Raw genomic sequence first — 20,520 nt, 5'->3', positions numbered from 1 at the left:
CCCCCTCCCTATTCTTATCGTTTCACTTTATAATGCTTTCTTCACAAAGCCTTTCGCTTCTTTTAGTTTTTCTAGTGCTTCCCCATACTCACACTGTAGTAATACCATAACGATAGCAACTTTCACGTTACGATTTGCTTTTTCGTAATACTTTGCCGCTACTTCATAACTAACTCCTGTTGCTTCCACAATAATTCGTTTTGATCGTTCTACTAACTTTTCATTCGTAGATTGAACATCTACCATTAAGTTTTTATATACTTTTCCTACACCAATCATTGACGCTGTTGAAATCATATTAAGCACTAATTTTTGCGCTGTACCAGCCTTCAAACGTGTTGAGCCTGTTAATATTTCTGCACCTGTCTCCACTTCTACATTGAGTTTTGCATACTTACTTATTTCAGCATTTTTATTACAAGAAATACTCGCCGTACTTGCTCCCACACTATGTGCGTATTTCAATCCGCCAATTACGTAAGGGGTTCTTCCACTTGCGGCAATACCAATCACTGTATCTTTCTCGTTTAATCCAATACTTTTCAAATCTTCTTCTGCTAACTCTTCGCGATCTTCGGCACCTTCCACCGCCTTAGTAAACGCTTTCAATCCACCTGCTATAAATCCTTGCACCATTTTATCATCTGTTCCAAATGTTGGTGGGCATTCAACCGCATCTAGAATACCTAAACGACCACTCGTACCAGCCCCAATATAAATTAATCGGCCCTCTTCTTCAAAAGATTTAATAACAGTCTGTACGACCTTTTCAATGTGTTCTATTTCTTTTTCAACTGCTAACGCAACAGTTCTATCTTCTTCATTCATACTTTGTAACACTTCTTTTATACTCATCTCATCTAGATTCGTCGTTTTCTCATTACGGTGTTCTGTCGATAAATTTTCTAACATATTGCCACCCTCTTCGAAATTATATTTCACACTTTTATTATAACTTTAAGAAACTAAAAATCAATAACTCTTTCTTATTTTATGAAATAAAATTTCACAACATGACATATTTGTGTCAAAGTTAATAAAAAAAGATGAGTCCCCTCATCTTTTCTTCTACTTTAACTTCCGTAACCGCAAAGCCTCTTCTCGCGTCTCCATAAATTGATCCAGCACTTTATTGCCAATTCGATTAAAAGTAATCACATATAAAGCATCAATCATATTCAGTTGCGTCATTCTCGAAGCAATACTCGCAATACGATGATCTTGCTCTACATCCGGCATACAAAGGCGAATGTCCGCTTCTTTATATAAAGGTGATGATTGGTCAAGTTTCGTAATTCCGATAACAGTTGCACCTTGTCTCTTTGCATATTGCGCCATTTCAAGCACATCTTTCGTTCGCCCAGATGTTGAAATCGCCACAAATATATCGCCTTCTTTTAAATTCGTCACAAGCGGCAACATCATATGAAAATCAGATAGCATCATCGCTGTAAATCCGAGCCGTGTAAATTTATACGCCCCATCCATCGCCGGTGTCGCTGACCCACCTACGCCGTAAAATAAAATCTTATCCGCATTTACAATACGATCTGCAGCTTTCTCAAGTTCCTTCTTATCTATCACCGTAACACTTGCCTCAATTGCAGCTTTATTCACATACGTAACTTTATTAAACAAATCGTACGGTCCATCTTCTGTATTCATCACTGAAAAATCGTTAATATTATAATCAGCAATCGTTAATTCACGAACAAGCGCTATCTTAAATGCTTTAAAGCTTCCAATACCGATTGTTTTACAAAAACGTACAACACTCGCCTCACTCGATCCCGCATTTGTAGACACTTCTTTTGTCGTTAAATTTGGAACAATCTCTGCGTTCTCCATTATGTACATGGCAACCTTCTTTTCAGCTGGTGAAAATTGATCCATATTATTTTCAATTTTAAATAGTAATGTTGAAGCTTTCACTATTTAACCTCCACTTCTTACGGTTGCGTATATTCTCTAATATCATTTGTATCATATAGATAAAAACCATCATTACCATGTGGATGATGAACAATTACAGTTCGATCCCCTTTTTTATATGACGTTATTTCACCTTCAGATCTCTGTTTTTCCCATCCATGTATCCAAACTGCAAAGTCAGGTACAAAAGCAGTGTACTTATAGTCTTTCGGTTTTTCATCTTCTACATAGGAAGAAAAAATAGAAACTGGAAAATATTTCACTTTTGATTCTCTCCATGCGGTAAATGGTATACATAGTGCAATAAGTATGATTACGCCTATAACCTTCCCCTTCGTAATCTTCAAACATCCCTCTCCTCGTCCACATCATATACATAGATTTTACCATAATTACAAACCACTCATGCTACATGCCCATTGCTTTTTGAAATAAAAAAAGCTTACCTACGTTAGATAAGCTCTTTCCCTCTATACAAAATACTTCTTTAAAAGTGGCGGTGTAATAATCGTCGTCAATATAACAACAATAACAATCGCTGTGAAATTTTCTTTCGCTAATAAATTCGCCGTAAGTCCATTTGCTGCGATAATCAGCGCTACTTCTCCGCGTGACACCATCCCTGCACCAACACTAATAGAAGATTGGAGGTTGAATCCTGTCAGTCTTGCTCCTAAACCTGATCCGATTAACTTTGTGAAAATCGCAACGAGCGTCATAATGATAATGAACCAAAGCTGACTCCCGATTCCTTGAAATGTAATTTCCATTCCGATACTTACGAAGAACACTGGTACAAATATCGCATAAGCAATCGGTTCAATTTTATGTTCCACTTCATGCTTATACTCCGTTTGAGAAATGGCAATTCCTGCTGCAAATGCTCCAATAATACCTGCAATTCCCATCATTTCACTGTAATACGAAAAAGAGAAACAAATAATAAGAGCTGCGCTAATTAAAGCTTCTGTTACGCGAAGCGGCACAAGCATTTTCATAATCCAAGGAACGACTTTCCATGCGATAAAAACAATACTTACAAAGAAAACGATTTTCTTTACAATGACAAGTGTTATATTCACATCTTTCGTTCCTAAAAAGCTCATAACAAACGCTAATAAAATAACGACAATTACATCATCAAATACAGCAGCACCTAAAATCGTTGTACTTTCTCTCGTATTCATCTTCCCTAAATCTCTTAGCGTTTGCACTGTAATACTAACCGATGTTGCACAAAGTAATAATCCTAAAAAAATGGCATGAGATTGCATTAATCCAAACAACAGTCCTGTCACATATCCACCGATGAAAGGAAAAATAATTCCACCAGCCGCTACTGCAAACGACGATTTCAAATTCCGATTTAACTCTTCTAAATCTGTTTCAAGTCCCGCCATAAACATAAGTAGCAAAACACCAATTTCACTAAGCTCATCAATAAGTTCTGAACTATTAATAATACCTAGCACCGCAGGACCGATAATAATACCAACAAGTAATTTACCAAGTACAGAAGGCTGACCGAGTCTAACGCTAATATCACCAGCTAATTTCGTACAAAGTAAAATGACGACAAGTTCAAAATAAAATAACATAGCATCTTCTCCTACTATATAAAATAAATCTATTTGTTAACCCGCATCCATTTTCGCACATAGTTTCCCCTATTCATCCGCATTTTATTTGTTAAAGTTTTATTTGACAAAATATTCTGAATTATAATAAAGTTAATCCAGAAACTTAAAAAAACTACATACCATAACTGTACCTCCATTTACTTACGTACTCTTTTCTAATGGGCTCATACTATATTCGCAGTTATGGAAATGAAAAACGGGGGGAGAGTCCAAAATGAAGTCATTATTACGAAAAAAAGCGCTCAGTACTGAATCACCAAAGCAACTAGATAGAACATTAACTGCACTCGATTTAACGTTTTTAGGAATCGGCGCCGTAATTGGGACAGGAATCTTTGTATTAACGGGGATTGTTGCAGCAAAACATTCTGGTCCTGGTATTATGCTATCATTTCTTATCGCTGCATTTACTTGTGCTTGTGTAGCCTTTTGTTATGCTGAATTTGCTTCTTCTATACCTGTCTCAGGAAGTGTGTATACTTACGCATATATGACAGTCGGAGAAGTCGTCGCCTTCATCGTCGGATGGTGTTTAATGCTCGAATATTTACTTGCCGTTGCAGCTGTAGCTGTTGGGTGGTCTGGTTATTTACAATCTTTACTACAAGGATTTAACATACACCTTCCCGCCATAATCGCCTCGGCCCCCGGTGTTGGAAAAGGTGGTATCATTGATTTACCAGCTGTCTGTATTTTACTTCTTATTACTGGCCTTTTAAGTTTCGGTATACGTGAAAGTGCACGTATTAATAATATTATGGTTCTTATTAAACTAGCTGTTATCATTGCCTTTATCGTTGCAGGCGCAAAATATGTAAAGCCTGAAAATTGGACACCGTTCATTCCATTCGGATACGACGGTATTATTACTGGAGCTGCCACTGTATTTTTCGCCTTTTTAGGGTTTGATGCAATCGCAACCGCTGCAGAAGAAACGAAAAAACCACAGCGTGATTTACCAATAGGCATTATCGGTTCCCTTCTTATTTGTACTGTTTTATACATGATCGTATCTTTCGTTTTAACAGGCATGGTTCCTTATACACAATTAGACGTTTCTGATCCAGTTGCATTTGCATTGCATTTCGTTGGTGAAGATACAATTGCAGGGTTACTCGCTGTTGGTGCGATGACTGGAATGACAACCGTTCTCTTAGTCGTTATGTATGGACAAGTTCGTGTTTCATATGCGATGAGCCGCGACGGTTTACTTCCAAAAGCGTTAGCACGTGTAAATAAAAAAGTGAAAATCCCTTTATTAAATACGTGGATTACTGGCGTTGTTGCCGCTTTATTAGCAGGACTTTTAGACCTACATTTACTCGCGAATTTAGTAAACATCGGTACGTTAACAGCCTTCACATTCGTTTGCTGTGCTGTACTTATTTTACGAAAAACACACCCTGACTTAAAACGCGGATTCCGTACTCCTTTCGTACCTGTACTACCAGTTGTCGCAATTCTTTGCTGTTTATATTTAATGATCAATTTGTCTAAAACGACATGGATTAGCTTTGCAGTTTGGCTTATAGTCGGCTTATGCTTCTATTTCTTCTACTCTAGAAAGCATAGTCATTTAGCTACTGAAAAAACAAATGATGAGACGAAAGAAGCATAATAAAATAGCTCGCCGATGAAACGGCGAGCTATTTTCCTGTTTTATTATGTTTTCTCGTTAACGATTGTAAAATGATGAATATGCCGATGCAAGCTGTAAGCGATGCCCAATTCCCTATTGGTGTAGCGTATTTAAAAACTCCAATACTTACAAGCAATAAGAAAATAATCACCTGATATATAAGCTTCCACTTTTGCATAGATTCCCCCTTTACTTCGTCTCCTTCTTTTTCTTCCACGCATTTACACTATCAAAGAAGAAATTAATAAATAACGTGCCTAAACCCGCTAATAAGAAAGTCATTAAAAATAGAATCCATATACTTTTATCTTTTAATAAATAATATCCTACAAGGAGCACAACCGCGATCCATACATATTCAAGAATTCTTTTTAGCTTTTTCTGTTCCAAATTATTCGCTCCCTCTTTCTATACTACTTTTAGTATAACAAAAAAGAAGCCTATCATGATAAGCTTCTTTTTCTTCTCTCTTATTTGTTCATGCTTTTTTCAACGAGTGAAATCGCATGCTCTATCGTACGATTCATCGTTTCTACCTGTTCGTCTTTCACTTTCGCATCTTTTAATACAGCTTCTGCAACTGTAATTTTTTGTTGTAATGATTTCACTGAACCGTCCGTTACATTCGCAGCTTGCGCTTTCTGTACTACAACTTTTGCAGATTCAATATTGATTTGTAATTTTTCTTTCGGTGTTTTTGGTTGCTCTTCTGCTACTTTAGATTGTACAAAGGTTACATTAGCTGTTTTTAATTCGTTATACGTTTGAATAATTTGTTCCCCAGTACTTCCGATATTTTCAAACGCTTGCTTTGCAGTGTTATAGCCTTTCTCTAGTTCTTGAAATGCTTCCTTTGAGTACTGACCTGGCTTATCACCAAATTCATACGTACCGGCTAACACTGCTTTTACTTTTCCTAGCTCTTCATATAACGCGTTTACTTGCTCTAACTTCGTACGATTAAAAAACTCATTGTACGCTGCTAATACTTCTGAAGAACTTAATGCTTTACTATATAATTTTGCTAGCGCAATTTGACCATTTAACGGAATGCCACCATTTCCATTGCTATCTGGATCAGCTCCAAATGCAAACGGTACGTTCGGGTGATACACTTTCCCTTGAGCTGGTTGGCTATTTATTTTTTTACCATCTACATAAATTGCTATTTCACTTCCGTTATACGTTCCTGTTAAATGATATGTTTTGTTCGCTTCTAACTGCACGCCAACACGTTTATAACTACCACCAATATGAGCCCACAATTCAACATTTCCACTTCCTGTAGACTCAAAACCAATTCCACCACTCTCTGTATTTTGCAAAATACCTTGTCCACGAATTTCATTCATTGAAAATACAGTTTCTAACGTAAATGCATTTGCTACTTTTTCTTTTTGGGCTGCTGAAAACGGCAGATACCCAAATGTATTTGCTTTCCCGTTTAACTTCATAACATTCTTTTTCAAAGCTTTATCATATTCAATAGTCACATTGCCCTTCACATCACCTTTTGTAACAAATGGTGAATTGTCTTTAAATGTACCATCTGCAAAGTTCACATCGAAAACATCAGCCTTTGGCACTTTTACATTCGGATCGATATTATCTTTTTTCGTAGTAATTTCTGCCGTTAACGGCTGCACACTTTCATTGCCAAATGAATCAATTGCAACGACTTCAAGTAGGTATGTTTTCCCACCATCTAACCCTGCAAGCGTAAATGTAAGGTCTTTCGGCACTGGGTCACGGTAAAACTCTGAGAATGCTAATAACTTATTTTTAATCTCACCTGTTTGTTTATCCTTCGCTTGTACACGATAAGAATGAACAAGAAGGTTGTCCAATGCTTGCGGGAATGTTACTGTTACTGCGTTTTCTGTTACATTTGATACAGCAAACTTTGCATCCTTAGCGAAGTATGGCTTTTCTTTATCACGATTTTCTACATGTGTAAATGTTTCTTTCTTTGCTGGCAATTTAATTTTCCAAGGCTCACCTGTCCAAGCATTCGTATGGAAATCACGACGGTTAATCGTTACTTCTTCATCATCTACTTCTACTAATAAACCTTGGCTTAACGTACTAGCTCCTGGCGGGATATTTCCTTGTACTTTACCGCCTTCAACTTCCATATAACTTACAGAAGATGTACCAACAGACGTAAAGTCTTTTTGATGAATTGATCTTGGATCATCTAACGGATAATGAGAATGACCTGAAAACGTAATGACTTGTGGGTATTCTTTTAATACTGCATTTATTTTCGTACTATCTTTCGTTCCCCACTCTTGGCTACCGTATACTGTATCTTTAATATGTTGATGTAAAAATACGAAAATCGGCTTTTCTGGATCATCCTTTTGCGCTTTTGCCATTTCTTCTTTTAACCAGTTAATTTGCTTGTCTGAATAATATCCATGAGTTGTCCCATCTTCCGGAGACATAACAAGGAAGTGATACCCTTTCACCACTTTATGATAATAAATCGATTCCATTCCTGTTTTTTCTAAGAAACGCTTCTGCGCTCCCTCTACAGATAAGCCGTTCCAATAATCATGATTACCGAGAGAATTCATTCGTACCGCATTTTTATTTGCATTTTCATTATACACTTGCATGAAGCGATCATATTGTTGTACCGATCCTGAATCAGTAAAATCTCCTACAATTACAAATGCATCTTGTTTTGGAGCAAGTGTATTAAACTGTTCAATCGCTCTTTTCCAACGAAACGTATCATCCGTTCCACTGTTTTTAATATGTACATCACTTACAACTGGAAAAACTAACTTCTTCTCACTCTGCACCTTTTCTTGTTTCTTCTCTTCCGCTTTGACTGATGTACTACACGGAAATGATACAAACGCCAATACAAAAATCATTAATAATCCAATAAGGCCTTTTACTTTTCTTAAAGCAGTTCTGTCCACGTGAATCCTCCTCATAATAATTGATTCATTACAAGGGCTATTTTATCTAAAGCATATTAATGTCGTTTAAATAACAAATGGATTTTATTAGATTTTTGTAAATATACAGTTAATTATAAATTAAGTCCCACATTCCTCGTACTATTGTATACAACCACCTTTTGTCTAAAAGAGTCTGATCATTCTTTTCCCATGTCTATTCACATATACTCTTTTCTATAACATGAATGATAAGTTAAGATGTAAGCCTATTAGACAATCTTAATTTTTAACATTTTCTTCTTTTCTTAACACATCGGCCATGCTTCTACATTTAATAGTAGTAAAAGACAACTTAAAAAGGAGGGGTTGTATTGAAGAATAAAAAAAATATTGGCTGTTTCGCTCCTTTATCTATCATTTGTCCAGACCCTTGTCCACCGCCCCCTCCTCCAAATCCAAGTTGCGAGCTAGTAACAAATGAATTTGCAGGGAATTTCCTCATAACTAATAACACCATTCCCTCTGCCAAAGATGCATTACAATCAATGATACTATGGCAAAGTGATGGGATACTCCTTATATCAGGTACTGTCTCGGTTTACAATAGTACTAGCAGCACTGAAGCAATTACAATACAAATCGCTGGAGCAGTAACTAATATTTTCACTGTGTTTCCTGGCAATACAATATCTTACACAGGTAAAGGTTTAATATCCGTTAGTATTATTAATATACAAAGTAATCCTTCACTATATTTAGAAGGCAAGTATTGTTGCCAATTTACATGTTGCTTATAGAATACCAATTTCATTACTTCCTCAATAAAAAAAACATACCCTTTACGGTATGCTTTTTTATGAAATCGGATAACGTACTGTAATACAAAACTCTCCTTGATTAACAGTTGTTCCTGTCGTAGTAATTCGAATTGTAGTAAAATATCGTATAGTGAAAGTACCGCTACTTTGCGGTTGAACAGTAATCGTATCAACTACTGTAGCACCTACTAAAAAATCAACAGTAATTGGATTTGCGCCTACATCATATTTCACATAACCCGAACCATACACTTCTTGCGTAATATTATTCGTATATACAATTTGAGTACCAGCACCTGTAATAGACCAGTCTGTACATACTTGATCTTGTACAAGCGTTTTATTAGAACAACAAGACAAACTGGAACTTCTCATTCCCATTTTGATCCTCTCCTATTCTGTTATGAAAGTGGATAACGTGTTGTAATACAAAACTCTCCCTGATACGTTCCAGCAGGTGTTGCCGGTAACACAACTTGTATACTATCAAAGCGGCGATACGTAAAAGCAATACTCGTTCCTGGGTTTAATGTTTGTGTATCAATTGTAGCCCCAGCAGAATCAAGTGCTTCTACAGTGATTGGGCCTGGTCCAACATCATATTTCACAAAGCCAGTACCAATTACATTTTGATTAATATTATTTGTATAGAGAACATTATCAATTGCTGTTGCAACTACAGTAGCAGACCACGGACTACACACTTTATCTTGCACATAATTTTTATCTGGACAGCAAGTTAACGCTGACCCTGAGCACTCACAAGACATAGTTGTTTCCCCTCTCTCTTTTATATTCCCTATATGTGTATGTCCTTTAGAGTCTTTTGCCTGTACTATTCATCCATTTTCAAAAATTAATCAAAACTCAATGCTAATAACTAGATAGATTCCGTTTTGTTTCGTTTTTTCATAAATTTATAGATAAAGATACTAGCCACGATAAGAAGAACGCCTCCTAATATCGGTAGCATATATTGTCCAACAACATCCGCTGCTTTTTCCCAATGCGGACCTAATTTCATTCCTACATATATATACAAAGCCGTTAACGGGAACATCGCTACAAATGTATATATGCTAAATTTCCATATGTTCATTTTCGCCATACCACATGGAACGGAAATAAGTGTTCGAACTCCTGGAACGAAGCGTCCAACAAATGCTACAACCGGTCCATATTTCTCAAAGAAATCATCTGCCTTTTGAATTTGTTCTTCTTTAATGAAGAAGTATTTTCCGTATTTTATTAATAGAGGACGACCACCGTAATAACCGAGTGCATATAACGTTAATGGTCCTGTCGTTCCACCAAGCGTTCCGGCTAATACAGCTAGCCAAAAATTCATATCTCCCTCGTACACCCAATATCCAACCATAGGCAAAACTACTTCTGCTGGAATAAATTCAAACGTTAATGCTAACACAACTCCAAAATAAGAAAACTGCTTTAAAAACTCGATTATATCTAAAATAATTTGCTCCATTCTTTTAACTCCTATCCAATATTTACATTATGCTTTTCTTGTAATTGCACTGGCGCCATTTTTACAATTCGATTCAAAATGAATAAAACAATTCCAATATCATCTAAAATACCGATAAACGGCAGGAAGTCTGGAATTAAATCAAGCGGCATCGCCACATAACCAACTAAAAAAGCAACAGATAAAATTTTCTTCTTTATTGAAACCTCTTTTGAAGTGAAAAAGTCAAATAGGAATGGAACAAACTTGCGGACATGAAATACAACTCTTAATCTACTAATAAGTTTTTTCATTTTTTATCTCCTCTCTTTGTATACAAAAAGGCCCCTACCAAATATGGTAAGGGTCCTAAAAAAGACAATAAGGGGCCTGTACCATTGCTGGTAAAGGTCTCACTAACAACGAAACGTTGCCAATAAAGCCGAGGGTTTCTCCCTGTAATGACGACTTTACTGTAATAAGTTACTCCCCTTTATATACACAATTTTATACAATCACATTAAAATATTTTAGAGGGCTTGTCAATACATTTTATGACTCGAACTATCTAGCTTACCCTTGACTAAAAATAAAAAACGTATATGAAATTTCTTACTATCTCATAATAAACATACTTATTTTTTTAAATGAAAGGAGAAATTTCATATGCATACCGTATGGAAAGGTGCACTTTCACTTGGGCTATTAAATATAGGAATCAAACTATATAGTGCCGTAGAAGAAAACGATATAAAATTTTTAAGTCTCCATAAAGAATGCCTAACACCTATTAAATATAAAAAGTTTGCTCCTGATTGTACGGATGAAGAAATCGATGATAAAGATATTGTAAAAGCCTATGAATATGCACCTCATAAATACATCATTATTGATGAAAAAGAATTAGCTGAGCTGCAAAAAGTTCATGAGCCACGGTCCATTCGTATTATATCTTTTGTCCAAAATAGCGAAATTGATTCTGTTCTCTATGACCGTTCTTATTTTATAGGCCCTACGCCGGGACACGAAAAGTCATATTTATTATTAAAAGAAGCTCTTGAACGTACGAATAAACTTGGTCTTATTCATATTTCTATCAGAAAAAAACAACACTTAGCTATTATCCGTAGCTTTGAAGATGGGCTTATGTTACAAACCATTCATTACCCTAATGAAATTCGCAATATAACAACTACACCTAATTTACCAAGTAACGAAGATCATCCTATTCAAAAACAAGAACTCACCGCGGCAATCAATTTAATTCATCATCTTACAAATCCTTTCGAACAAGAGCTATTTACAGACGAGTATAAAGAAGCTCTTACCGAATTAATCGAAAACAAAATTGAACAACAAGAAAAAACTGAAACAATCTCCCCAGCTCCAAACATCATCAATATTATGGAGACATTACAGGCAAGTATTGAGCAAGCAAAAATAAAAAGAGATAATAAAAAAGAAGAAGAGGCCAACTGAAATCGACCTCTTGTTCTTTAAAGTGGATTACATTTTGGCATCTCAAGTCCAGATGATTGTGCTAACTTTAATAAATAATAACATTCCTCTCTTGCCATATGATCTGCCATTCTCGCTGATAATGCACTTAATATTTCATTCGATAATTCTAACTCTTCTACTTCATGTAGAAAATGCGAAAATAGTTTGAGTTCAAGTGAAACATCTTTTGTAAACTTCTTTAACGCCGGAAAATGATGAAGCTCTGTCCGTAAATATCCGGTCATTTCAACCGCTTTTAAATAAAATTGTTCAAAGTGCTTCGTGAATTCTTCACTTTTCTCTTTTAATTTTTTTTCAACAAGATCTAACCCACCAGAAATAGAGCCCGCATGACCGGCCGCATCCGTTAACCAAACGAGATGGTAATGCAGTTCATGAAAAACAGGCGGAACTTCTCCTTTCTTTAAAAACTCTAACACCGTTATATACTCTTCTACTTCATTTACCATATGATTAATAAAAGTTGGCGTAAAATGAATAGTAATTTTCCCCTCCAACTGTTTCTGTATAATATTTAATTTAAACGTTCGTATTTCCTTAGCAGCTCGCTCTGCCTCTTTTGAGAATGCAATAAGATTGACAGTATGAATTTTATTTAAAAAGCCTGTAAACGTCTCAACAAAATAAGTAGCTTTCTTTATATCTTCCTTCTCCTTTGGAGCTAACGCATCAAGTAAAAATTGCGCATGATCACTAAGTACCTTTAGCCAAAACTTATGCTCAAACAACGCACTTTCTTCGTAATTTCTCTCCATCAAATCGCCTCGCTATGTTCATTTCTTTCTATCACTTGAACTTTATATCCATCTGGGTCTTGTACTACAATACTCTTCGTACACTCATTTTCTGTATATACAATTTCATAAAACTCTAATTTCTTCTTTAACTTCTCTATGTTAGAAATTGAGAATTTTAGTACATCACACAAAGCTGTAATACTCTTCTCACGTCCACCTAAACTTCGATTCATAACAAAACTAATTCTCATTGAATTAGCATCATACCAAACCCCTGTTATATCTAATTGAGGTCTCTCTGAACTGGGGATTATTCCTAAAATCCCTTCGTAAAAATACAGCGTTTCCTTTAAGTTATTTACTTCTAGCACAATGAAATTCTTTACATTCTCCACATTCATTCCCCCTGTACTTATTACTTTTTTATATGTGTCATAAATGCCTATTATGTCTGAATACAATACGTAGTGATGAAGATTTAAGGAGGTTTATTCATGAATAAATATATGAGATCATTCGTGCCATACCATAGCCCTCAAGATCCTTGTCCTCCTATCGGAAAAAAATATTATTCTACTCCTCCTAATTTATTTTTAGGTTTTCAACCGCCAAATTTACCGCAATTCACACCAAAAGAGGCATTACAAAAAGGGACTTTATGGCCTGTTTTTTATGACTATTATGAAAATCCTTATAAAAAAGGGCGGTGACTACTGACGTGACTCAATCGCTACCAGAAGAATATTATCAACTTTTACTGGAGCTTCAAGAACTAGACTTTGTACTAGTTGAACTAACTCTTTATTTAGATACACATCCAGATGACACTGCTGCGATTAATCAATTTAATGACTTCTCCTATAAACGAAGGGTATTAAAACAAAAGATGGAAGAAAAATACGGACCACTTCAGCAGTTTGGAAATAGTTATTCTAACGCTCCATGGGAATGGAGCAAAGGTCCTTGGCCATGGCAAATATGAAGGAGAGAAACTATGTGGATTTATGAGAAGAAATTACAATACCCTGTTAAAGTAAGTACTTGTAATCCAGCACTCGCAAAATTATTAGTTGAACAGTACGGTGGTGCAGATGGTGAATTGGCTGCTGCCCTTCGCTACTTAAATCAGCGTTATACTATTCCTGACAAAGTCGTTGGCTTGCTAACCGATATCGGCACCGAAGAATTCGCACACCTAGAAATGATCGCTACAATGATTTATAAATTAACAAAAGATGCGACACCAGAACAAATGAAAGCTTCCGGATTAGATGCGCAATACGCTAATCATGATAGTGCGTTATTTTATCATAATGCAGGTGGTGTTCCCTTTACTGCTACTTATATTCAGGCAAAAGGAGACCCTATCGCAGATTTATATGAAGATATTGCCGCTGAAGAAAAAGCGCGCGCAACATATCAATGGCTCATTAACTTATCCGATGATCCAGATATAAATGACAGCTTACGCTTTTTACGTGAACGAGAAATTGTGCATTCACAACGCTTCCGAGAAGCAGTTGAAATTTTAAAAGAAGAACGTGATAAAAAGATTTTCTTTTAACACACATATCGTAACGATATGTGTGTTTTTTTATATGTAAAGTTAAATCCTTCCTAATTAACATATAAATAGTATATTTATTCAATTTAATGCATTATTTTTTAATTTTTATAAAATTCCCTCTTGCTTTCTAGTCATCAGACCTTTAAAATAATAACAGTTACTCGACAAATTATTTGAATTTTCGACAAAAACACTCATTAGGAGGATTTTCTTTATATGCGTACAACTTTAAAACCAGCGCAAATACTTTCGATTAGTTTACTACTATTCGCAGTTTTCTTCGGTGCTGGTAATATGATTTTCCCGCCCCTTCTCGGTCTTTCTTCCGGAGAGAACATGTGGGTTTCCATTACAGGGTTTATTATTACAGACGTCGGTTTATCTTTACTAGCTATCGTCGCTGTTGCCCTTGCCGGTGGTAGTTTTAACACTTTAGCAAGCCGTGTTCATCCAAAATTCGCAGCAGTATTCGCTATCATTATTTATCTTTCAATCGGCCCACTATTTGTTATTCCACGAACTGGATCTGTATCTTACGAAATTGGGATCGCACCACTTTTCCCAGATCAATGGTATTCTATGTTAGTTTTTAGCGCTATTTTCTTTACAGTCGTTTACTTCCTATCATTAAATCCATCCAAATTAGTAGATCATATCGGTAAAATATTAACGCCAATTTTACTTGTAATTATTGCAATTATGGCAACAAAAGCAATTCTTTCACCAGGATCATTCACAGAACCTATCGGTGACTATAAAGACATCCCATTTTTCAAAGGATTTCTTGAAGGATTTTTAACTTTAGATGCAATTGGGGCACTCGTATTATCAACGATTGTTGTAAATGCAATTCGCCAAAACGGTATACAAGATAAAAAATCCATTGCAAAATATACAATTATTTGCGGAAGCATTGCTGCCCTTTTCTTAACAATTGTTTATTTCTTACTCGGTTATATCGGAGCTTCAAACGGAAACTTAGGACAATTCGAAAACGGTGGTCAGCTATTAGCTACGATTATGTATCAATTCTTTGGGACAAGCGGTAACGTTTTATTAAGTATCGCAATTATTTTCGCTTGTTTAACGACTGCAATCGGTGTTGTAAGTGCATTCGCAAACTATTTCGCAACAGTGTTAACGAATGTTTCATACAAGAAACTGGTACTATACGTTTGTATATTTAGCTTCATCATTTCAAACCTAGGCTTAAGCTTATTAATTAAAATTACATTACCTGTATTAATTATTTTATATCCAATTACAATCATTTTAATTTTCGTATCATTTATTGATAAATATACGAAACGTAAACCTTCTGTCTATATCGGAGCAATGATCGCTGCATTCCTTATTAGCTGTATTCATGCACTTGATAATGTGGAAATGATTCCAAACTTTATCGCTAATATCGTACACACAATTCCTTTTTATAACTTAGGAATCGGCTGGATTGTTCCGGCAATTATCGGTGGTATAATCGGATACTTTATTCCGCAAACAGAAGCTGAAGGTGAAGTTTCTACGAAATAAAAAAAGAAGCAAGCATTGATTATGCTTGCTTCTTCTTTACTTTCACATCGTATGTTTAAAAGTAAATAACTCTTCTTTTGACTGCACAACAGATTGTTCTTCTTCTACAACTGGCTTCTTTATCTCTCCGCCTAACCTTACTTTTAACATCGCCTCTTCTATACTTTTTACAATCATATTTCCTGAAAAAATAGTAAGCCCGAAAAATGTAATTGGGACGAGAGGAATCCATGGATGCACTGTTAATGACCTAAAATAGACTCCTATTAACCCTGACCATTCATGTGTGTAAGAGTCTATTTCTTTTATCCCTATCGGTCCACCAAACTGGACTGTCCCTCCAAAAAACACCTCAAGTAACCCTAAATGAAGTAAAATAGTCAAGGTTTGAGTAAACTGCTGAAGAAATACGAGTATAAACGTCATATTGAGATGCGGAAAAAGGTGCTTTATAACAATATGTCTTCTTGATCCACCTAATATGCGCGCAGCATCAATAAATTCTTCCGTTTGTAATTTACGAACTTCCTTCGCCACATAAAGTGCAATAACTGGCATCACAAGCAGTACAAGTAATACAACTTGGAACGAAGCCCTTTCAAAAAAAGTTGTTGTTTCCTCTCCACTTCCAAATCTATTCACAGCTTGAAGAAAGAAATACGCAATCATAACTGTCGGAATAACTGTGAAACTATCAAAAAAAGCCTCAATCTTCGAAAAGCCTCTTTTTATATATGTTCCGAGTATAACACCGAAAAACACACCTATTACCATTCTAAGTGCCGCAATTAAAATAGATATACCAATCGTCCACTTCGCACCTTCAATTACTAAATGTAAAAGGTCATATCCTTTCAAGTCTGTCCCAAGTAAAAATTGTAATGAAGGTGAAAACGGTGGCACTTCTGGATTTCCATCCGCATCATATTGCAGTGTAACTTTTTTAATCTGTCCATCATTCCATATCGTATTTCCGATGCTCAAAAGAACTAATAGGAGAAGAAAACCAATGCTTATCCAAAATCTTTTATCGCGTTTTATATACGTCCACATATTATAATCTCTCCTTCATCGCAGCTGGAATGAGATAATGAAACAATTTAAATATAATAAAAATCGGAATATAAATAAGCAGCACACTAACGATGAAAACCTCAACCCTAATACCCATATACGATTTCAAAAACATAAAAATACCACTCGTATTAAAAATCCATTCTATAATATATAAATTAGATAGCATAAAAAAAACATTCGTTTTCGCAAAGAAAAGTGTACTAAGCAACACATTTCGTAAAATATGACGATTTAAAATATGAAAGCGATTCAGACCTTTCGCTTTAGCAAATAGTACATAATCTTTTTCTAGCTCATTTTCAAAACGAAGCACTAACATTTTTACAAACATAATCGTTGTCGGTATACTCAAACATAATATTGGCAATCCTCTAATCGACTCGCCTCCAATTGACGCAATTTGAAAAGGTAAAAAACCTGTTTGTTTAAAAAACCATATAACTAAAATTTGTGATACTAAAATAAGAAGAATGTCTGGAATGGATTCTAGGAAGATAAGAAATGATTTAATTCGATGTTGTATACGCGGTGAACTACTCATAATCATATAAACGATACAAAATGCTACAAATAATGAAATGAAAAAAGCGGCCAAAAAAATAACAATCGTCTCTTTATAATGGACAAACAACTGTGGGAATAAAAATTTATCTCTCACATATTGCAAATTGGAGAGATCCATTAAGTTCAAAAATACTTCTTTTAAACTCTTTATGTACTCTGATACATGCAGCTCAAATCCATAAAATAATTTCGGCAGTGCTCCTAAACAAATAATCCCCAAAATCGAAATAATAAATTGAATCGTCATTTCCATCCCATTCAAAAATACTTTTTTGACCATTTTTCCCCTTCTCTCTCTATGATTTACCCTTTAATTTTATTCTTAATTTTCTGAATTGTAAATATTCAAACACAAAAAATCACTAGGTTATGATCCTAGTGATTCTTTATGTACATGTTTTTCTCTTTTCGCAAACGGTATATACACAATAAAACATCCAATAAGCGCTGCGAGTTCTAATGAAATAATATAGTAAGGATGTGGCCCGAACATATCGAGTAATGAGGCAGTTTCTGGCTTATGAGCTAAAAACATATAATTTCCACCCGTTTTGTAATTCACAAACGAAACAATTGGAATCAATATGTTTAAAAATATCATTGTGCGTTTAATAGATTGTACTGTCGGACGATATCCTTCTACCCAAGTCATAAAGAGCGGTGCCCAAATGAGCAATACATGCGCAATGAAATATTCAATGAAACGAAAATGCGGAAAAGCATACTGCAAGTTTGGCGTTAAAATGGCTTGTGATGCACCGATAATTCCTGTGAAAAACACAATCTCATATATGCGATAACTTTTCGTTACAATCATAATTGACGCTAACAATAAACTAATCGTACATAACTCAAATGGTAATGAAGTGCCTAGGTCAAAAATTCCGGCTTTCCATTCCCACATATGAAGCCCAATTTCACTTCCTATAAATAGAAATGCAATCGCATATCGAACCGTTATATTCCACTTAATTTGACGTAATACATCTTGGTATTGATATAGAAAAAAGATCCCCACCAACATAATAAATAATATAATGGCATGTTGCCTTGAGTATGGAATAAATGGTTTTAATGGATGCGCACTAAAATATGCTTCCATCTTCCTTCCTCCTTTCCTACCTACAATATTATTGTAGGTAGGAAAGGAGGAGTCAATTCATTTGCTTAGGCTAGGACAACCTCTACCTTACATTTACATATTCATACCTTACAAAACTGTAAGGTTATTGTAAGCTAAAACGATTTGTCAGATTCTTCACCTCTTCTATACTTAATGTAGATACTAAAACGAACGAAAAGGTGATAAATAGATGAAGAAGAAAAATAAAGTGTTAATTACTAGTGTAGTAGCAATCGGAATTGCAGCTGGATCATACTTTGCATTTGCTGGTGGTGGTGGTTCAGATGTTGCAATGGCATATAGCAGTTATAAAGTAACAGAAAAACAAATCGAAAACGCGCAAAAATTTGGCGGTGAAGTTATTCCAAACGGAATTGAAACTATTTCATTTGATCCAACAAAAGGCACGTATGAATTAGCGGTTAAAAAAGGCGATGAAGTGAAAAAAGGGCAGCTTCTGTTTAAATATAATGACCCTACTGCTAAACAAGGTGTAACGGAAGCAGAAATGCAAAAGAAAATCGCACAAAAAGAAGTAACATTGTTCCAAAAACAAATCGATGCAGCGAAACAAAAATTACAAAAAGATAAAAATGCAGGTCTTCCTCAGGAAGCATTAAAAGCATCGGAAGTCGAAGTGCAACAATTAGAATCGCAACTTGAAATGAAAAAGTTTGAAGTTGAAAAATCTGATGAAATGATTAAAGCAGCAAAAGAGAAAGTAAACAATCTTTCTGTAACAAGTCCTGTTGATGGTGTAATTGATGATATCGTGAAAACTGCTGATGAAAAAACAGGTATGAGTGGCATTACTCTTCGTCATGCTGGTCAATTTAAAGTAAAAGGTCAACTTTCTGAATATGAGCTTGCTAGTATGAAAGTTGGGCAAGAAGTAACTGTTTCATCAAAAACAGTTGCTGGTAAAACTTGGACAGGAAAAGTAACGGAAATCGGTTCTACACCATTAAAGAGCATGGACGAAAATAAAACTGTTTCTAACTATCAATTCACTGTCACATTAGATAATAGTGAAGAATTACAAAACGGCTTCCACGTTTACGTAACAAGTAAATCTGGCGAAGCAACTGGTACAATTGTTCCGAAAAGCAGCATCGTGAAAAAAGGTGACAAAAATGTTGTCTTCGTTGTAAAAGATGGTAAAGCGAAAGAACAAGCGATTACTGTTGAATTCGAGACAGATAGCGAAGCAAAAGTTTCTGGAGTGAAAAAAGGAGAGCAAATTATCTCTAAACCTGAAAAAGATTTAAAAGATGGTATGGAGGTTGTCGCCCAGTGATTAACTTAAAAGGCATCACGAAATCCTTCCAAAATGGTGCAGAGTCCGTTCAAATATTACACGGAATTGACGTAACACTAAACCAAGGAGAATTCACTTCTATAATGGGACCTTCTGGTTCTGGTAAATCAACTTTAATGAACATTATCGGTTGCTTAGATAAACCAACGACAGGTGCGTATGAATTAGCGGGACAAAATATTTCAAACATGTCTGAAACCGAACTTGCACGCGTTCGTAATAAAGAGATCGGGTTTGTATTTCAAAACTTCATGTTATTACCGAGACTTACAGCACTTCAAAATGTAGAACTACCTCTTATTTACGCTGGAGTCGATAAAAAAGAAAGACGTGAACGCTCATTAGCCGCTTTAACAAAAGTTGGTTTAGCGGATCGAGCTACTCACTTACCGAACGAATTATCCGGTGGTCAAAAGCAGCGTGTTGCCGTTGCCCGTGCAATTGTAAATAACCCAAAATTCATTTTAGCTGATGAACCAACGGGTGCACTTGATACGAAAACGAGTACACAAATTATGGACCTCTTTTACGAATTAAACAAACAAGGCTCAACAATCATTATGATTACCCATGATCGTGAAATCGGGGAAGCTGCAGCACGTCAAATTGTAATTCGTGACGGAAATATCGTCCAAGATTGGAGAGGTTAATTTTGAACACGAGTGAAAATA

The 20,520-nt window shown here is 35.5% G+C and carries 25 protein-coding genes; 9 read left to right on the top strand and 16 right to left on the bottom strand.

Annotated elements, in window-relative coordinates; all coding sequences use genetic code 11:
• Window positions 1-27: 27 nt before the first annotated feature.
• From murQ to JDS95_RS20920, 4 genes are all read right to left on the bottom strand, one after another.
• A complete protein-coding gene (gene murQ, locus JDS95_RS20935; protein WP_085450140.1) occupies window positions 28-912 on the bottom strand; it encodes an N-acetylmuramic acid 6-phosphate etherase in 885 nt (294 codons plus the stop codon).
• Between the two features lie 156 nt (window positions 913-1,068).
• Complete coding sequence (locus JDS95_RS20930; protein ID WP_000648152.1) at window positions 1,069-1,932, bottom strand: MurR/RpiR family transcriptional regulator; 864 nt, start codon at window positions 1,930-1,932, stop codon at window positions 1,069-1,071.
• A 17-nt stretch (window positions 1,933-1,949) separates the two neighbouring features.
• The gene (locus tag JDS95_RS20925; RefSeq protein WP_199690767.1) at window positions 1,950-2,279 is read right to left on the bottom strand and encodes an outer surface protein; all 330 of its coding nucleotides are present in this window, start codon (window positions 2,277-2,279) and stop codon (window positions 1,950-1,952) included.
• 123 nt (window positions 2,280-2,402) lie between these two features.
• Window positions 2,403-3,530, bottom strand: coding sequence for a cation:proton antiporter (locus tag JDS95_RS20920; protein WP_000899810.1), 1,128 nt, complete (start codon window positions 3,528-3,530; stop codon window positions 2,403-2,405).
• A 256-nt stretch (window positions 3,531-3,786) separates the two neighbouring features.
• Here JDS95_RS20920 and JDS95_RS20915 point away from each other — a divergent pair, with 256 nt between their 5' ends.
• Complete coding sequence (locus tag JDS95_RS20915) at window positions 3,787-5,190, top strand: branched-chain amino acid transporter BcaP (protein ID WP_000838706.1); 1,404 nt, start codon at window positions 3,787-3,789, stop codon at window positions 5,188-5,190.
• A 28-nt stretch (window positions 5,191-5,218) separates the two neighbouring features.
• Here the strand turns inward: JDS95_RS20915 and JDS95_RS20910 are convergent, their stop codons facing one another.
• From JDS95_RS20910 to JDS95_RS20900, 3 genes are all read right to left on the bottom strand, one after another.
• Complete coding sequence (locus JDS95_RS20910) at window positions 5,219-5,389, bottom strand: hypothetical protein (RefSeq protein WP_001174846.1); 171 nt, start codon at window positions 5,387-5,389, stop codon at window positions 5,219-5,221.
• A gap of 11 nt (window positions 5,390-5,400) precedes the next feature.
• Window positions 5,401-5,601, bottom strand: a complete 201-nt coding sequence (locus tag JDS95_RS20905; protein ID WP_000435798.1) for a hypothetical protein — start codon at window positions 5,599-5,601, stop codon at window positions 5,401-5,403.
• Between the two features lie 80 nt (window positions 5,602-5,681).
• The gene (locus tag JDS95_RS20900) at window positions 5,682-8,144 is read right to left on the bottom strand and encodes a LamG-like jellyroll fold domain-containing protein (RefSeq protein ID WP_000376176.1); all 2,463 of its coding nucleotides are present in this window, start codon (window positions 8,142-8,144) and stop codon (window positions 5,682-5,684) included.
• A 353-nt stretch (window positions 8,145-8,497) separates the two neighbouring features.
• On the opposite strand from JDS95_RS20900, the gene JDS95_RS20895 reads away from it, so the two are divergent.
• On the top strand, window positions 8,498-8,923 hold the full coding sequence (locus JDS95_RS20895; RefSeq protein ID WP_000791320.1) for an S-Ena type endospore appendage: 426 nt from the start codon (window positions 8,498-8,500) through the stop codon (window positions 8,921-8,923).
• A gap of 57 nt (window positions 8,924-8,980) precedes the next feature.
• Here the strand turns inward: JDS95_RS20895 and JDS95_RS20890 are convergent, their stop codons facing one another.
• The 4 genes from JDS95_RS20890 to JDS95_RS20875 form a co-directional block, all read right to left on the bottom strand.
• Window positions 8,981-9,325, bottom strand: a complete 345-nt coding sequence (locus JDS95_RS20890) for a DUF3992 domain-containing protein (protein WP_000525815.1) — start codon at window positions 9,323-9,325, stop codon at window positions 8,981-8,983.
• A gap of 20 nt (window positions 9,326-9,345) precedes the next feature.
• Window positions 9,346-9,714, bottom strand: a complete 369-nt coding sequence (locus JDS95_RS20885; RefSeq protein WP_001277536.1) for a DUF3992 domain-containing protein — start codon at window positions 9,712-9,714, stop codon at window positions 9,346-9,348.
• A 110-nt stretch (window positions 9,715-9,824) separates the two neighbouring features.
• The gene (locus JDS95_RS20880) at window positions 9,825-10,430 is read right to left on the bottom strand and encodes a DedA family protein (RefSeq protein WP_000435006.1); all 606 of its coding nucleotides are present in this window, start codon (window positions 10,428-10,430) and stop codon (window positions 9,825-9,827) included.
• Between the two features lie 11 nt (window positions 10,431-10,441).
• Complete coding sequence (locus tag JDS95_RS20875) at window positions 10,442-10,723, bottom strand: YkvA family protein (protein WP_000733839.1); 282 nt, start codon at window positions 10,721-10,723, stop codon at window positions 10,442-10,444.
• A 352-nt stretch (window positions 10,724-11,075) separates the two neighbouring features.
• On the opposite strand from JDS95_RS20875, the gene ku reads away from it, so the two are divergent.
• A complete protein-coding gene (gene ku, locus JDS95_RS20870) occupies window positions 11,076-11,888 on the top strand; it encodes a non-homologous end joining protein Ku (RefSeq protein ID WP_000557728.1) in 813 nt (270 codons plus the stop codon).
• Between the two features lie 17 nt (window positions 11,889-11,905).
• Here the strand turns inward: ku and JDS95_RS20865 are convergent, their stop codons facing one another.
• Together JDS95_RS20865 and JDS95_RS20860 are read right to left on the bottom strand one after the other, a co-directional pair.
• Window positions 11,906-12,685, bottom strand: a complete 780-nt coding sequence (locus JDS95_RS20865; RefSeq protein ID WP_000440953.1) for a DUF2935 domain-containing protein — start codon at window positions 12,683-12,685, stop codon at window positions 11,906-11,908.
• On the bottom strand, window positions 12,685-13,128 hold the full coding sequence (locus tag JDS95_RS20860) for a VOC family protein (RefSeq protein ID WP_002042736.1): 444 nt from the start codon (window positions 13,126-13,128) through the stop codon (window positions 12,685-12,687). Before JDS95_RS20860 ends, JDS95_RS20865 begins: the two co-directional genes overlap by 1 nt.
• A gap of 33 nt (window positions 13,129-13,161) precedes the next feature.
• On the opposite strand from JDS95_RS20860, the gene JDS95_RS20855 reads away from it, so the two are divergent.
• The 4 genes from JDS95_RS20855 (at window position 13,162) to brnQ2 (ending at window position 15,767) form a co-directional block, all read left to right on the top strand.
• The gene (locus JDS95_RS20855) at window positions 13,162-13,377 is read left to right on the top strand and encodes a spore coat associated protein CotJA (RefSeq protein ID WP_001046260.1); all 216 of its coding nucleotides are present in this window, start codon (window positions 13,162-13,164) and stop codon (window positions 13,375-13,377) included.
• 8 nt (window positions 13,378-13,385) lie between these two features.
• Window positions 13,386-13,649 (top strand): spore coat protein CotJB, encoded by a 264-nt coding sequence (locus JDS95_RS20850; RefSeq protein WP_000194492.1) that lies wholly within the window; start codon window positions 13,386-13,388, stop codon window positions 13,647-13,649.
• A 12-nt stretch (window positions 13,650-13,661) separates the two neighbouring features.
• A complete protein-coding gene (gene cotJC / locus JDS95_RS20845; RefSeq protein ID WP_000265287.1) occupies window positions 13,662-14,231 on the top strand; it encodes a spore coat protein CotJC in 570 nt (189 codons plus the stop codon).
• 219 nt (window positions 14,232-14,450) lie between these two features.
• Window positions 14,451-15,767: a branched-chain amino acid transport system II carrier protein BrnQ2 gene (gene brnQ2 / locus JDS95_RS20840; protein ID WP_001260927.1), complete on the top strand. Its 1,317-nt coding sequence runs from the start codon at window positions 14,451-14,453 to the stop codon at window positions 15,765-15,767.
• Window positions 15,768-15,809: 42 nt separating this feature from the next.
• Here brnQ2 and JDS95_RS20835 read toward each other — a convergent pair whose 3' ends face one another.
• From JDS95_RS20835 to JDS95_RS20825, 3 genes are all read right to left on the bottom strand, one after another.
• Entirely contained in the window at window positions 15,810-16,820 is a 1,011-nt protein-coding gene (locus JDS95_RS20835; RefSeq protein WP_000269942.1) for an ABC transporter permease subunit, read from the bottom strand.
• A gap of 1 nt (window position 16,821) precedes the next feature.
• Window positions 16,822-17,688: an ABC transporter permease subunit gene (locus JDS95_RS20830; protein WP_000239653.1), complete on the bottom strand. Its 867-nt coding sequence runs from the start codon at window positions 17,686-17,688 to the stop codon at window positions 16,822-16,824.
• An 87-nt stretch (window positions 17,689-17,775) separates the two neighbouring features.
• Window positions 17,776-18,510 (bottom strand): YwaF family protein, encoded by a 735-nt coding sequence (locus JDS95_RS20825; RefSeq protein ID WP_000388682.1) that lies wholly within the window; start codon window positions 18,508-18,510, stop codon window positions 17,776-17,778.
• 211 nt (window positions 18,511-18,721) lie between these two features.
• Here JDS95_RS20825 and JDS95_RS20820 point away from each other — a divergent pair, with 211 nt between their 5' ends.
• Window positions 18,722-19,828, top strand: coding sequence for an efflux RND transporter periplasmic adaptor subunit (locus tag JDS95_RS20820; RefSeq protein WP_000728793.1), 1,107 nt, complete (start codon window positions 18,722-18,724; stop codon window positions 19,826-19,828).
• A complete protein-coding gene (locus JDS95_RS20815) occupies window positions 19,825-20,499 on the top strand; it encodes an ABC transporter ATP-binding protein (RefSeq protein ID WP_000609098.1) in 675 nt (224 codons plus the stop codon). The genes JDS95_RS20820 and JDS95_RS20815 overlap by 4 nt, the downstream gene beginning before the upstream one ends.
• The last annotated feature ends 21 nt before the right edge of the window (window positions 20,500-20,520 follow it).

It is taken from the genome of Bacillus cereus group sp. N24 (assembly GCF_016483345.1).
Classification (GTDB): Bacteria; Bacillota; Bacilli; order Bacillales; family Bacillaceae_G; genus Bacillus_A; species Bacillus_A toyonensis.
Note: the sequence above shows the minus strand (reverse complement) of the source record. Positions and strands in the feature narration are given on the sequence as shown.

Excerpts from the sequence above, each read along its gene's own strand:
- JDS95_RS20835 (WP_000269942.1), bottom strand. The coding sequence starts at position 16,820 with ATGTGGACGTATATAAAACGCGATAAAAGATTTTGGATAAGCATTGGT.
- cotJC (WP_000265287.1), top strand. The coding sequence starts at position 13,662 with ATGTGGATTTATGAGAAGAAATTACAATACCCTGTTAAAGTAAGTACT.
- ku (WP_000557728.1), top strand. The coding sequence starts at position 11,076 with ATGCATACCGTATGGAAAGGTGCACTTTCACTTGGGCTATTAAATATA.
- murQ (WP_085450140.1), bottom strand. The coding sequence starts at position 912 with ATGTTAGAAAATTTATCGACAGAACACCGTAATGAGAAAACGACGAAT.
- JDS95_RS20915 (WP_000838706.1), top strand. The coding sequence starts at position 3,787 with ATGAAGTCATTATTACGAAAAAAAGCGCTCAGTACTGAATCACCAAAG.
- JDS95_RS20865 (WP_000440953.1), bottom strand. The coding sequence starts at position 12,685 with ATGGAGAGAAATTACGAAGAAAGTGCGTTGTTTGAGCATAAGTTTTGG.
- JDS95_RS20855 (WP_001046260.1), top strand. The coding sequence starts at position 13,162 with ATGAATAAATATATGAGATCATTCGTGCCATACCATAGCCCTCAAGAT.
- JDS95_RS20825 (WP_000388682.1), bottom strand. The coding sequence starts at position 18,510 with ATGGAAGCATATTTTAGTGCGCATCCATTAAAACCATTTATTCCATAC.
- JDS95_RS20830 (WP_000239653.1), bottom strand. The coding sequence starts at position 17,688 with ATGGTCAAAAAAGTATTTTTGAATGGGATGGAAATGACGATTCAATTT.
- brnQ2 (WP_001260927.1), top strand. The coding sequence starts at position 14,451 with ATGCGTACAACTTTAAAACCAGCGCAAATACTTTCGATTAGTTTACTA.
- JDS95_RS20880 (WP_000435006.1), bottom strand. The coding sequence starts at position 10,430 with ATGGAGCAAATTATTTTAGATATAATCGAGTTTTTAAAGCAGTTTTCT.
- JDS95_RS20885 (WP_001277536.1), bottom strand. The coding sequence starts at position 9,714 with ATGTCTTGTGAGTGCTCAGGGTCAGCGTTAACTTGCTGTCCAGATAAA.
- JDS95_RS20820 (WP_000728793.1), top strand. The coding sequence starts at position 18,722 with ATGAAGAAGAAAAATAAAGTGTTAATTACTAGTGTAGTAGCAATCGGA.
- JDS95_RS20920 (WP_000899810.1), bottom strand. The coding sequence starts at position 3,530 with ATGTTATTTTATTTTGAACTTGTCGTCATTTTACTTTGTACGAAATTA.
- JDS95_RS20910 (WP_001174846.1), bottom strand. The coding sequence starts at position 5,389 with ATGCAAAAGTGGAAGCTTATATATCAGGTGATTATTTTCTTATTGCTT.
- JDS95_RS20875 (WP_000733839.1), bottom strand. The coding sequence starts at position 10,723 with ATGAAAAAACTTATTAGTAGATTAAGAGTTGTATTTCATGTCCGCAAG.
- JDS95_RS20890 (WP_000525815.1), bottom strand. The coding sequence starts at position 9,325 with ATGGGAATGAGAAGTTCCAGTTTGTCTTGTTGTTCTAATAAAACGCTT.